The organism is Allocoleopsis sp. (genome assembly GCF_036703385.1).
Classification (GTDB): domain Bacteria; phylum Cyanobacteriota; class Cyanobacteriia; order Cyanobacteriales; family Coleofasciculaceae; genus Allocoleopsis.
Genome location: NZ_DATNPA010000237.1, coordinates 1 through 12,587, shown reverse-complemented (window position 1 = coordinate 12,587; position 12,587 = coordinate 1). Strand labels below are relative to the sequence as shown.

Sequence of the window (12,587 nt, the reverse complement as noted above, 5' to 3'; positions counted from 1 at the left end):
TAAGTGCCCTACACAGAGTAATATTCGTTCCCATATAAAAGGACTAAGAAAAGCTTTTAATAAAATTGATACCTCTGTCAAAATCATCGACACTGTTCATGGCTTAGGCTATCGTTTGAGCCCTGCAGAAAAAAACAACTTAACTAATGCAATTATTACGCCTTCCTTCTCAGTAGTCCGAAATTTTTTTAAGGCAAAAGCAGTAGAGTATATTGTTGTTAGCGACGAATTATTAATTCAATATATATCTCCAAACCTCCTAGATTATTGTGATTACCCCGAACTCCTTAAAATAGGAGATAAAGTACAATATGCTTTCCCAGAGTTGGTCGGGCTTGAGCAAGTGTTCAAGAAAATTATAAATAAAGAATATAATAATTTTGAAATCAAAGGTATTGCAAGAGCGGCAAATCAGAGTAGACCGGAATATATCAATTTATACGTTATGATAGATGATACAAAAAAATCAGAGAAGCAAGAAGATAAAAACATTTTTATCTTCTTTGAAGATGTTTCAGAAACTATGATTTACAGGCAACGGCTGGTGCAAATGGAGAGAGAGTTATATTTAAGGTTAGAAATGGATCGCAACTCTTAATCATGTATCGAATTCATTGCTCAGTTTGGCAAGATGTTCAAGTTCCTGTTCGGGTAAAGATTCCCCAACGGACAGGTAGAGGACATGGCAACTTAAGCGCTCCCATGTGAGGGATGTGAAGCTGAGCGTTTATCGAGCGATCGCAAATCCTCTATACAGATTAAGCTTGTATTTCCTCTAGTAGCATCAAAGCCATTAGACCTCTTGCATAAATCCTGGAATGCCCCCTAAATCCCCCAATTATGGGGGACTTTGAGATTCCGGTTCCCCTCACCCCTCTCGTTCTCCCCTAAAAGAGGAGAGGAGTAAGGACGAAGCCTTTTATTCATGGGGGGTTAGGGGGGCAAAAATTGAATGAGAGCAAGAGACACCATGAGCTGTCGCTCACAACGAAGGATGAACCTAGACTTTCAAGATAGGTCTATTCTTTCTAAGCTTTGCCATGAGGGAGAAGATCGAAGGATGTTCTAATCGAGAGAGTGGCCAGTACTTCTTTGTTATTTTTCCAAAAAGACTGAATTTCTCTGGTGTGTTGCTCTCTATCTGAGAAGTAAAGAAAGGAGAACAAGCTCGCGGCGAGTTCGCTGAAGCTAATATGGAGCTGTGGTCTGGGGTACACATTCAGCCTTCGTGACATACTCCTAACATTAGGGTTAAGGACAGCTCAATTTTGCGAACAACACAGATTCCCCAACTACGTGTCGAGCAGCTAAGTCTGACGACATCTTTAAGTGCTCAGTATTTACTGAGCAACATTTCTTTTGAGGTGGCTGCGGGTTCGCGCCTCTGTATTATTGGCCCATCGGGCGCTGGTAAGTCTTCGCTGCTACGGTTATTGAACCGACTGAGCGAGCCGACGAGTGGAGCTATTTATCTCCAAGACCAGGATATTCGGAAAATTCCCGTTATCCAATTACGGCACCAAGTGATGCTAGTTCCTCAAGAGCCGAAGCTGTTAGGAATGACGGTTCAGGAGGCTTTAGCTTACCCCCTCAAGTTGCAACAATTACCACAACGACAGATTCAGGAACGTCTGGAAAGCTGTCGGGAGTTACTGTACATCCCTCTTGACTGGCTAGAGCGAACAGAGTTACAACTTTCTGTGGGACAGCGACAACTGGTTGCGATCGCACGAGCCTTAGTCCTCCAACCCAAAATTCTACTACTGGATGAGCCAACTTCTGCTCTAGATGCGGGTACTGCCTCTCGCATTCTGGGTGTCTTAGCTGACCTGGCTGATAAGGATAATATGTCGATTTTGATGGTCAATCATCAGCTAGATATGACTCAGCTGTTTTGTACACGAGTGTTGTATTTACAACAGGGTCAACTTCTTCAGGACACCCCAGCAGACCAAATCAACTGGCAACAGTTACGAGAAACGCTAGTGCAGGCTGAAGCTCAAGCGGCTCAAGAGTGGCTTTGAAATTCGTAATTCGTAATCCGTAATTCGTAATTTACATCCTTTTGGTAGTAGATACTAAAGTGCCTTTCAGATGAAATCCGGATTGACTAACTCTTTTTTTTAGGTAGACGCGTAGCGGCTTGCCGCAAGTTACCACAGAGCTCAGAGTTCGCAGAGTATAACAGTAGCTCAAGAGATGAAAAGGGTTATAGATTTTAACATCTTGCACTTGGCGGTTGAAACCGCCTCTCTTGTAGGACAAGGTATTGCAGTACACTCCCAAGGTACACCGCTCAAAACGATGGCCTCGCTGCCACTCGTAGAGGAGGACGCCCATTATTCCTGTGAGTGGCTAGTTCTGGAGTTGGAGTTGGATTCCCTTGAAGCAGCGACGGATTGAACCGATACCCGATATTGCGAACCGTTTGAATTATGCTGGGTTGCCGAGGATCAGTTTCAATTTTTTTACGCAGGGAGAGAACGTGAGTGTCAATGGTGCGCGGATTGTCAATCGCATCAGGCCAAGCGCGGCGCAGTAATTCCGAACGACTCAAAGGTGTGCCTTCAGCCTGTGCCAGTACATAGAGCAAGCTAAATTCCTGTGGTGTTAGGTCAATCAACTCGTCCTTGAAGCGGACACGACGCTGTACTAAATCAATTTTGAGGTCGCCGTAGTCCAGAGACATTGGGGCATTCGTCACGCGGACGCGCCGAATTAATGCCTCAACCCTTGCCATAAACTCTTGCATACCGAAGGGCTTGGTGAGATAGTCATCAGCCCCTGCTCGAAGACCCGTGACGATATCACTTTCTGTATTGCGAGCCGATAGCATGAGGATGAGTGACTGTCGCTGCTGCTGTAGCCAACGGCAAAACTCGATCCCATCGCCATCCGGTAGGTCAGAATCAAGAATGACCAGAGTTGGTTGACGACTGTAAAATGTCTCTCTGGCCTGATGAATCGTAGCAGATTGGTGAACCCAATGACCAGCTTGCTGTAAGTGCCAGCCGAGTAGCGATCGCAAGTGGGGGTTTCCCTCGATAATTTGAATACAAACCGTTGCCACAGCAACCTACTTCCTTCACGCGGTGCGTTTCAGGTTAACAGAGCTAATGTCAAGATTTTGTAACAAAGGCTACTTCAGTGGGTTTAAGGTTCGTCGGTTGTACTCCTTCCGAAAACCCCAAGGGTTGGTTGAAGGTTATAAATTCTCGTTGGCGACGAGAGTTCATGGGTGCTTATCTGGAAAAACGTCTGGAGAATCAGCGATACAATAAAATAAACAAAAGTTAAATTATCTTAGCTTTCTCCTGGAGCCCTGAGAAAAATCGCCGATGACCAAAAACAGCCCCTAGCTCAGCAACACCGTACAACTCGGACTTTTTGACTCCACCCGTAAAAGAGCGACTAAATGATGTATGTACGGCTAGGCCCTAGAGTTTGCCAACAGCTATCTCTGTAGCGAGTCTGAACAACATGAAAGAGGTCTTTCTTTCTCAAGTTAGGAGCAACGCTAGTTTGTCTCAGGCACAATAAGAAGTAGGAGGATAGTCAGTCGTCATCTGTAGTTGTTAATTAATAATTATCGGATTGACAGCTTGCCCCTCTAATCTTAAAATTCATAACTCAAAAGTCTTTACTCTATGATTCAAGATACCCGCACCATACGCTACTACCAGCAGCTTACCGACGCTCTGGTTTTTATGTGGAACAGAGGTTACCGCTATGATGACCTACGGCTGTATGTGGATGGCTACGTCGATGCTCTTCGGCATACTAACGCCCTGGAAGTTTACCTCATCCACCGTTTGGAGGAAGAAGCAATGCGCTATCTGCGCGACCCATCTAACTTTGAAATGATAGCTATGCCTATGCCGGAGCCCGAATCCGACTACTACTAGGTATGCCGTACTTTCTGCTTTTTCGTAAATAGACAGTTGAATTGAGTTCAACTGCCTATTTACATTTTTTCCTTAAAGGTTTAAGTAATCCTGAATTCTTTCACTAACTATTGATATTTTTTAGGAAAAATTGGGATATCGAAACGATAAAAAAGTCCGCCGAAGCGGACTTAAAAGTCTTAGCATAACTTTTCTCTGGAAGTCGGCTAGCCACGACTCGATTTATCGGACAGCACTTGAGTGATTTAAGAAGCTAGGGCAACTTCTACCAGTTGCTGTAATTCACCTTGTTGATACAGCTCAATCAGCACATCCGATCCGCCGACGAACTCACCATTGATATAGACTTGGGGAATTGTAGGCCAGTTGGAATACTCCTTGATTCCCTGACGAATGTCGGAATCGCTCAAAACGTCTACAGTTTCATAGGGTACGCCTAGCGTGTTCAGAATCTGGACAACGTTATTGGAAAAACCACACTGGGGCATCAGCTTGTTGCCCTTCATGAAAACCAGAATCTTGTTCTGGCTGACTAAGTTGTCAATGCGCTCTTTTAGTTCTGGAGTCATAGCTTTGCGTAAATGCGGCTATCTTGTATAGCGTTAGTTGGGGGACTGTAAAGAGAACTCTTAGTTAATTGTCGCTTAAACGGCCTGACCTGTGGCTTTCCAACGTTCAGGTGTGTAGGTTTTAAGCGCTAAGGCGTGAATCGCTTCAGTTGCCATCTCCTGACGCAGTGCTCCGTAAACCAGCTGGTGCTGTTTGATTAGAGACTTGCCTTCAAACTGGGAAGAAACGACAATGGCTTGAAGATGGTCACCACCGCCTGTTAAATCTTGAACCTGCACCTGAGCATCGGGTATCTCTGCCTTGATCAATGCCTCAACTTGCTGTGGGCTAATCATTGAAACTCCCGTTTCGCTTCAAACGTCTCACATATAATAATTTACTTGCCAGGAGTCGTGGAGGACGTGGACTCGTTTCCACGTGGTTTGGGATAGGGGGAGTCAACAAATCCTAGCTCAAATAGCTGTTGATAGGCTTTCTTGCCGAGTTCGCGTGTCGGATTTTGAGAACGAACAATCTGAATTAACAAGGGTACAGCCAGTTCTGGCTGATTTTGCGCCCGATGCACAAGAGCCAGTTGATAGGTGGCTTCATCCCGCATTTCAGCGGTTTCCAGTGCTTTTTTCCGGTTGCCTTCGTAAACTCGGTTATCGATTCCTGAGAAACTGGAAGACAGTTGTAAATAAAAATTAGATAGCTGATTGAAGACTTGACGTGCATCTTGGAGTTTTTTGGCTGCCAAGGTATAGTTCTGAGCCGTCACAGCATTATTTGCCTCTCCCATCAAACGTTGCCCACCTGGCAGGCTGAGAATGCTGCCATCCTGATTCAGGGGTCGCATATTATTGGGGTCGGTCAAGTCGGGCTGCGTATCACTGGCACCTGCTGGCAGCGGAGGTACAGGATTTTCAGCGCGTGCTGGTGGCAGCAACGCCAAGGAAGCCGTGAAGGGTAAACCAACCAGGCAGATCAAGCGAAGCGTTCGGACAGTTCCAGAGAAAACCATGCAAGAATTGGGGGTAATACAAAACGTATTGAAAACTTTGGGTATCTTATCATTGCCAGACCATTCTTAACGTTGCAGTTTTCTGGTAAGGCAAGAGCCAAAGTGTTGCGAGGATTAGACTGAAAAAACTGTCTGAAAGTTTCCTAACTGTCCAGTGTGAAATAACCACGCACGAGCGTCACGCCGATGCTCCTGAGGTCGCGATCGCTACCACATTTGTTATACTCAGGGACTTTCTGGCGATTCAGTTAAAATTTTGGATTTAAGGTTAAGGAGTATAGTCGATGACCAGTCGCCCAGACTTTACACCAGACGATTCTCGCGCTACAACGGGTGTCCCCGAACAAAGTGTGGGCGTACTTCTGCAACGGGGAGGTGAAGAACTGGCGATTGAGAAAGTGAGCGATCGCTTTACAGTTCGCCCGACTTCTGCAACGGTGGTAGAGGATATCGCGCAAACTTTACCCGCCGAACACGAGCAAACCATTCCTCGCGCCAAGCTCGAAGAATTTAAAGTAGCTCCCGAACAACGGGATGCGGCAATGCAGGCGGCGAGGGAGAATGACGGAGTTGCCTTTACGAGTCATGTTTACCAGCTCAAAAATAATCCAGAGACACTGGTCTACCTGACCGACCAACTCACGATTCAATTTACCCCGGAAGCAGATGAGGAGGTAATCGCACAAGTTACCGCCGAATTTAGCTTGCAAACCATGAAACCTGTGGTTGGTATCCCCAACACCTTCGTCTTTAAACTCACGCCTAACTCTACAGAAAATCCGATCAAAATTGCCAACCGACTGATCGGGCGCCCAGAAATTCTCATCGCTGAACCCGAAATTGTCATCCCAAAAGAACCTCACTACCGCCCAAAAGACCCCTTCTATCCCCAGCAATGGTATCTCAACCATTCAGGCGGCTCATTATTAGCGGCGAATTCCCATATTAATGTAGAAAAAGCTTGGGATATTACGCGGGGCGATCGCTCTGTAGTCGTGGCAGTTGCCGATGATGCGATCGATTTAAACCACCCAGACTTTCAGGGAACTGGCAAAATCGTTGGCCCCAAAGACTTCAAAGACCAAGACTTCGTGCCCCTACCGGATACGTCCGAAGAAAGTCATGGCACCGCCTGCGCGGGAATCGCCGTTGCGGAAGAAAACGGTATCGGTATTGTGGGTGTCGCTCCCGGCTGTGCCCTAATGCCCATCCGCACCACAGGCTTTTTGGATGATGACACGATAGAACAGCTGTTTGACTATTGCATCGCCCAAGACGCCAGCGTCATTTCTTGCAGTTGGGGGGCTGCCACCGTTTACTTTCCCCTCTCCCTACGGCAACGCGCTGCCGTCACCCGTGCTGCCACCCAAGGACGCCAAGGGAAAGGCTGTGTCATTGTCTTTGCGGCAGGTAATGCCAATCGTCCCGTAAGTGGTACGGTGTACGAGAAAAGTTGGCCCAACGATTTGCTCAAAGGACCCACGAACTGGCTGGGTGGCTTCACCATTCATCCCGATGTGATTACCGTGTCTGCCTGTACTAGCCTGAGCAAAAAAGCAATCTATAGTAACTGGGGTACCAATGTCTCAGTGTGTGCGCCCAGCAACAACGCACCACCAGGAATGTGGTTTGAGCGCACTGGCTATATCAGTACAGCACCCGAAGTAACTGCACCCACTCCTGGGTTAGGTGTCTTCAGTGCTGACTTAGTCGGGACGCTAGGGTATGAGACTGGGGACTATGTGAGTACGTTTGGGGGTACTTCTAGTGCCTGTCCCGTTGTGGCAGGCGTTGCGGCGCTGGTTATCTCGGCTAATCCCGAACTCACGGCGCAGGACGTGAAGCGCATTCTTCAAGAAACAGGGGATAAAATCGTTGACCGTGATGCCGATCCCCAGTTGGGGCTGCGACTGGGCACTTATGATACAAACGGTCATTCTCAGTGGTTTGGCTATGGCAAGGTCAATGCTTTTAAGGCCGTACAAGCTGCCAAGCAAAAAACACCCCTCAGTCCCCAAACCGGTATCCGGCGTCTTTCTGGACACAATGACAACCCATTGGCGATTCCCGACGACAACCCTCAAGGTATTACTAGTGCAATTCGAGTCAATGATTCGGCCTCTGTGCGAGAGATTCAGATCACTGTCGATATTCAACACGACTTTTTGGGAGATATTGAGGTAACGTTGAAAGCTCCCAATGGTCAAATTGTCTTGTTGCAAAATCGCACGCTTGGTGCTTTGTCTCAGTTACAAAAAACGTATTCGGTGGAAACTACACCAGGCCTCAAACAATTTCTGAATCAATCGGCGGCGGGGGCTTGGCAGTTGCAGGTGATCGATTATGCACCGATGGATACTGGTATACTCAAGAGCTGGGAATTGCTCTTAGGGGTTTGACACTCCTGGCGAATTGAGCAACGAGGATTCTTGGTTTCACAACTCGCCGTTAGACAGCAGGATTGCTCCAACCGCCCAAGAGGGCTTTTGAAACATCCAATGCCTTTGAACCTTCAGCGTTCATTTTTAGTTTGGTTAGGGTCTAATGGATTGCTCTTTGCAGTGACGATGTGGCTATTCAGCCGACTAGTCATTGCTGTTGCTATGTTGCTAATTGCCCCTTTACTCCCAGCTCCCCCAGATGGCATTGAGGCTCATGTAGGCTGGGAAATCTTTTCTCGCTGGGATAGTCAATACTACAAGCAGATTGTTACCTCAGGCTATGAATACGCCCATGACGGTAAGCCACATAATATTGTGTTTTTCCCGCTCTTGCCCCTAGCGATTCGTGCGGTTATGTCCCTGGGCTTGCCGTTTGAAGTGGCAGGCACATTGGTGAACAATCTTGCCTTTCTGGGAGCCGTAATCGTTCTGTACGTTTGGGTAGAAGAGCGTCATGGTAAACAAGCGGCTCGTTGGGCAACCGCTGCTTTGGTATGGTGTCCGTTCTCCCTGTTCGGGACTGTGATTTATACCGAGGGGCTGTTTCTTCTGTTCAGCACCGCTGCGTTGCGAGCCTTCGATAAACAGGAATATGCCTGGGTAAGTCTGTGGGGGGCACTCGCCACCGCTACCCGTCCCACAGGAATGGCTTTGGTTCCTGCGTTTCTGATCGTAGCGTGGAGAGAACGCCGAGGTGCGATCGCTTACGTTGCTACTCTGGCTACCAGTGCCGGTCTACTTCTGTATGCTCTCTATTGTGGGATTCAGTTTGGAGAACCCCTAGCCTTTCTGCTGAACCAACGGGAGTGGCAACCTCCACAAGCGTTTTATGGACAAGGTTGGTTGAAGATGCTGGTGCAAATTGCAGCGGGTTCCGCAAACTGGAAAAGTGGCTCAATTACAGACCCTTGGCATCCCCTATTATTTGCGATCGCATGTGGTTGCGGTTATTTATTATGGCGCTGGCGTAGCCAACTCAGTCCCCTTAAAGTCGTCTGTGGCTTTTCTAGCCTAGTTCTTCTGTTGTGGCTATTGGCAGGAACACCCTTGATTAACGCGGTGATGGTTTTTGGGGGTGGCTACTTGCTGTGGCATTTTCGAGCCCAAATCAGTCGGGTTGCGGTTGCTTATGGCTTTTTTAGTTTTGCCTTAATCCTGAGTTCTGGCAGGACTACCTCTGCTGAGCGTTACGCATACGGTATTGTGTCCCTAGCGATCGCGATCGGTTTGTTGCTTGCCCGCTATCCTCGTTGGGGATACGCAACAATGGGCTTTTTTAGCCTATTACTGGTCAGCCTTGCTATTCGATTTGCTCAGCAACTTTGGGCTGGGTAGACTGCCCCCATTTCAATAAACTTCTTGCAGAAGTCAGGGAAACGGTTAAAGGAGAAGGAAAAAGAGAAGAAAGATTGTTTTACCCTTTACCATCAAGACGGCAAAAGTCCTTAATGCATGAGGTCGCATTAATAGGAAATTACAATATTACAATCAAACGTACTACTTTATCTTTCTCCCTATCAATACCCATCTACTATCTTTGAACACAACTCGGTATTACCTATCTAAGTGATGATGTTTATTTGTTTAGCAAAAAGGCTTAATACAACTAAATCTCAGTGCAGAATATGTAGAAATGATTATCCAAACGCACCTTGGGCGCTTCAAGGCTATGCGATCCAAACCTGGCAGTTGCTCGATGTTGAACGAGTACGCCCATTCATCCCCCCAGAGTTTGATCTCATTTGTGTCTTACCCGGAAAAACTGTAGGAGGGATTTATTTTTCTCACTACGGTTCAGGTTCTGTGCTGGAGTATAGCGAACTCATTGTTACCGCTGGTTTAGTCAATTATTCAGGCCAACTCGGAGGCTGGATTTCCCATATTTATGTAGATAGTGCCGACTCTGTGGCGGGGGGTCGAAATATTTGGGGATTACCGAAGGAATTGGCGGAATTTACTTGGGAGAAAAACAAGGGTCACACTTCAGTTTATAGTCATCGCCTCATTATCTGTCAAAAAGAACGAAACCTGTGCAACCTCAGCTACAACCCACCCAAATTCGGGTTACAACTACGGTTAAGCGCAGATGCTTTTAGCACGCAATCAGCTTCTATTTTGTTATTCAAAAGTAAGTTTGAGTCTCGCCTTAGCCTAGTCGCGGCGCAATTGCAAGTCCCTCCTGAGAGTCCTTTTGCCAACCTAGGCTTAGATTCTCCTTGGTTAACCCTCTACTGGCATCAGCTGCATGTAGTCGTTGGTGCACCAAAAAGTATAGGATACAGAGAACCTGTAGTCAGTCCGCTGTAAGCCGATAGTTCCTCGAAAGTGTAGCTATAGATATAAAGATAGAACAACTCGCTCAGATATACTTAACAGGGAACGGGTCTATCACCTGACTCAGACAATAGACCTATACAGTGAGAGCTGTTCTCTCTTCTAAGAACCCTTTAGCTTGAGTTTTGCAAGTTTTCCTGTGACTAAGTTGTGCCACAGAGAGGATAAGTGGTGATCTTACAGGAGCTAAGCTAGCTTAAAATACTAGTGAAGCGTTATAAAATCAAAAACTTTTTCCACGGATATCTCACAAACGAGCAAACTCAAAGTAGTGATACGGAAAACTAGTAATAAAGATCTAATGGGTGCAGTCTCACCGAATTTATATATATATCTGTAATTCGGAGGCTGGAGTTGAGCTGAAAGTGCAGCACGTTGTAACAACGACGTGTTTAAATCTAAAAAAGCTAGGGGAAATGTACCGTGTTTACAGTCAGCGGATTGCTTGTCACCAATCCTGCGGAACGGGAAAAAACCATTATACCCGAAGGTAAGTCTGATGCTACATTGGGTGCAAAGGACTATTGGGTACGGAAAGGGAAACACATCGGCTTATGGTTAATACCTTTCGCCCTCTCACTTGTTCCTTCGTGGGATTTCGCACTGGCACAATCAATTGTGCCGGCGGCTGATGGCACGGGCACTCTCGTTACCACTCCTAACAGCAGCCCAAACAAATTTGACATAGGAGGCGGTACCCAGTCAGGCGCAAATCTTTTCCACAGCTTCAGTCAGTTTGGTTTGGATCAGGGTCAGATAGCCAACTTCCTCTCCAACCCATCTATTCAGAATATCCTAGCTCGCGTTACTGGCGGCAACGCTTCTTTCATTAACGGAGTCATTCAAGTTACGGGCAACAACCCGAATCTTGCCAATCTCTACATCATGAATCCTGCTGGGATTGTTTTTGGCCCGAATGCTAGCTTGAATGTCCCAGCCTCTTTCACGGCTACCACAGCTACTGGTATTGCATTTAATAATCAGTTATTTAGCGCGACCGAACCCAATAACTACGCAGCATTGCTCGGTACACCGAGTAACTTCGTCTTCGCAACATCCCAGACCCCAGGAGCCGTTGTCAATATGGGTCAGCTAGCTGTAGGGCAGGGAGAAAATTTGTCGCTGGTGGGGGGTACGGTTGTTAGTACTGGCAGCTTGAATGCACCAGGAGGACAAATCACCGTTAAGGCCGTTCCAGGTCAGAGTACGGTACAGCTGAGTGTACCAGGGAACATACTCAGCCTAGAGGTTCCTGCCTCAGATGTTGCCAACATCACTCTCAACACCTTACCTCAACTGTTGACGGGTAGCGGTCAAGCTACGGGTATGGTGGTTAATAGCTCGGGTCAGGTAGAACTGGTGGGGTCTGGTCTTCTAATTCAGCCTGGAGATGTCGCAATCAAGGGGAGTGTAACGGCTCAGACAGCAACATTGTCAGCTGGAAATAACCTCACCCTAGTAGAGAGTCAGTTGCAGACAACGGGTGACTTAAATCTACTAGCACAGAATACGGTGAGGGTACGAGATACTGCCGCCAATCCTTTTCTCGCCCACGCTGGAGAAAATATTAAGATTCAAGGTAATCAAGCCGTTGATGTCCTGGCACTGAACTCTCCAAATGCACCATCCTTTCAAAGTGGCGGCAACTTTAACGTATTCAGCCCTAATACCTCGTTTGATAGCCACATCACTAGTGGTGGTAGCGTCAGGTTCAGCGGCGACGTCAGCAGCATTTTAGACCCCATCATTACCTCTGTAGGTGACATTTCACTCGGTAACTACACAGGGGCAGCCCTCAAGGTAGTTTCTTTAAGCGGTAATATCACAGCCGGCTCTATTACCATTACCCAACCTGATACTCCTGCTTCGATTCCCATCACCGATCCAGATTTTACGACTCTGACCACCACTCCGTCGCTGATTTTGACGGCAGCCAAGAGCATTAATGTAGGGAATATCAATACTTCTGATCAGACTCCAGGTGATGCTGGACATGTAAGATTAACTGCCCTAGGAAACATTACGACAGGCGATATAAATGCGAGGGATTTGGATGGGGGCAATGCTGGTTCTGTCTACTTGTTGGCTGCCGGGGGCAACATTGTAGTTAACAACATAGATACAAGTGACCAGGGAGCCGGCAATTCAGGCACTATAACTATTAGTACTCCCGGCAGCCTTACAAAAGGCGAGTTCAATTACAGTAATCAGGGAGCAGGAATTGAGGCAGGCAAACCGTTCATAATTGCAGGCGGCGGAATCATCACCCCACCGGGAACAACCAACCCACCGGGAACAACCAACCCACCGGGAACAACCAACCCACCGGGAACA

Annotated in this window: 10 protein-coding genes and 1 pseudogene; 7 read left to right on the top strand and 4 right to left on the bottom strand. The window is 47.1% G+C overall.

Going from position 1 to position 12,587, the window contains the following annotated elements; genetic code table 11:
- Positions 1–598: pseudogene (locus tag V6C93_RS11540) on the top strand (hypothetical protein); the annotation flags it as partial.
- A 670-nt stretch (positions 599–1,268) separates the two neighbouring features.
- Entirely contained in the window at positions 1,269–2,024 is a 756-nt protein-coding gene (locus V6C93_RS11535; RefSeq protein ID WP_333476804.1) for an ABC transporter ATP-binding protein, read from the top strand.
- A gap of 272 nt (positions 2,025–2,296) precedes the next feature.
- Here the strand turns inward: V6C93_RS11535 and V6C93_RS11530 are convergent, their stop codons facing one another.
- Positions 2,297–3,070, bottom strand: a complete 774-nt coding sequence (locus V6C93_RS11530; protein WP_333476803.1) for a response regulator transcription factor — start codon at positions 3,068–3,070, stop codon at positions 2,297–2,299.
- Positions 3,071–3,647: 577 nt separating this feature from the next.
- Between V6C93_RS11530 and V6C93_RS11525 the strand changes: the two genes are divergently transcribed.
- A complete protein-coding gene (locus V6C93_RS11525) occupies positions 3,648–3,905 on the top strand; it encodes a DUF6761 family protein (protein WP_333476802.1) in 258 nt (85 codons plus the stop codon).
- Positions 3,906–4,150: 245 nt separating this feature from the next.
- Here the strand turns inward: V6C93_RS11525 and grxD are convergent, their stop codons facing one another.
- The 3 genes from grxD to V6C93_RS11510 all read right to left on the bottom strand — a co-directional run bounded on the left by grxD (position 4,151) and on the right by V6C93_RS11510 (position 5,478).
- Positions 4,151–4,474 (bottom strand): Grx4 family monothiol glutaredoxin, encoded by a 324-nt coding sequence (gene grxD / locus V6C93_RS11520; RefSeq protein WP_333476801.1) that lies wholly within the window; start codon positions 4,472–4,474, stop codon positions 4,151–4,153.
- Between the two features lie 75 nt (positions 4,475–4,549).
- Positions 4,550–4,810 (bottom strand): BolA family transcriptional regulator, encoded by a 261-nt coding sequence (locus V6C93_RS11515; protein ID WP_333476800.1) that lies wholly within the window; start codon positions 4,808–4,810, stop codon positions 4,550–4,552.
- A 41-nt stretch (positions 4,811–4,851) separates the two neighbouring features.
- Complete coding sequence (locus V6C93_RS11510; protein ID WP_333476799.1) at positions 4,852–5,478, bottom strand: hypothetical protein; 627 nt, start codon at positions 5,476–5,478, stop codon at positions 4,852–4,854.
- Positions 5,479–5,762: 284 nt separating this feature from the next.
- Between V6C93_RS11510 and V6C93_RS11505 the strand changes: the two genes are divergently transcribed.
- The 4 genes from V6C93_RS11505 to V6C93_RS11490 all read left to right on the top strand — a co-directional run.
- Entirely contained in the window at positions 5,763–7,877 is a 2,115-nt protein-coding gene (locus V6C93_RS11505; protein WP_333476798.1) for a S8 family serine peptidase, read from the top strand.
- Between the two features lie 99 nt (positions 7,878–7,976).
- Complete coding sequence (locus V6C93_RS11500) at positions 7,977–9,254, top strand: mannosyltransferase family protein (protein ID WP_333476797.1); 1,278 nt, start codon at positions 7,977–7,979, stop codon at positions 9,252–9,254.
- Positions 9,255–9,488: 234 nt separating this feature from the next.
- Entirely contained in the window at positions 9,489–10,226 is a 738-nt protein-coding gene (locus V6C93_RS11495) for an acetoacetate decarboxylase family protein (RefSeq protein ID WP_333476796.1), read from the top strand.
- 450 nt (positions 10,227–10,676) lie between these two features.
- Positions 10,677–12,587: filamentous hemagglutinin N-terminal domain-containing protein (locus tag V6C93_RS11490; protein ID WP_333476795.1), on the top strand; the 1,911-nt coding region annotated here is incomplete at its 3' end.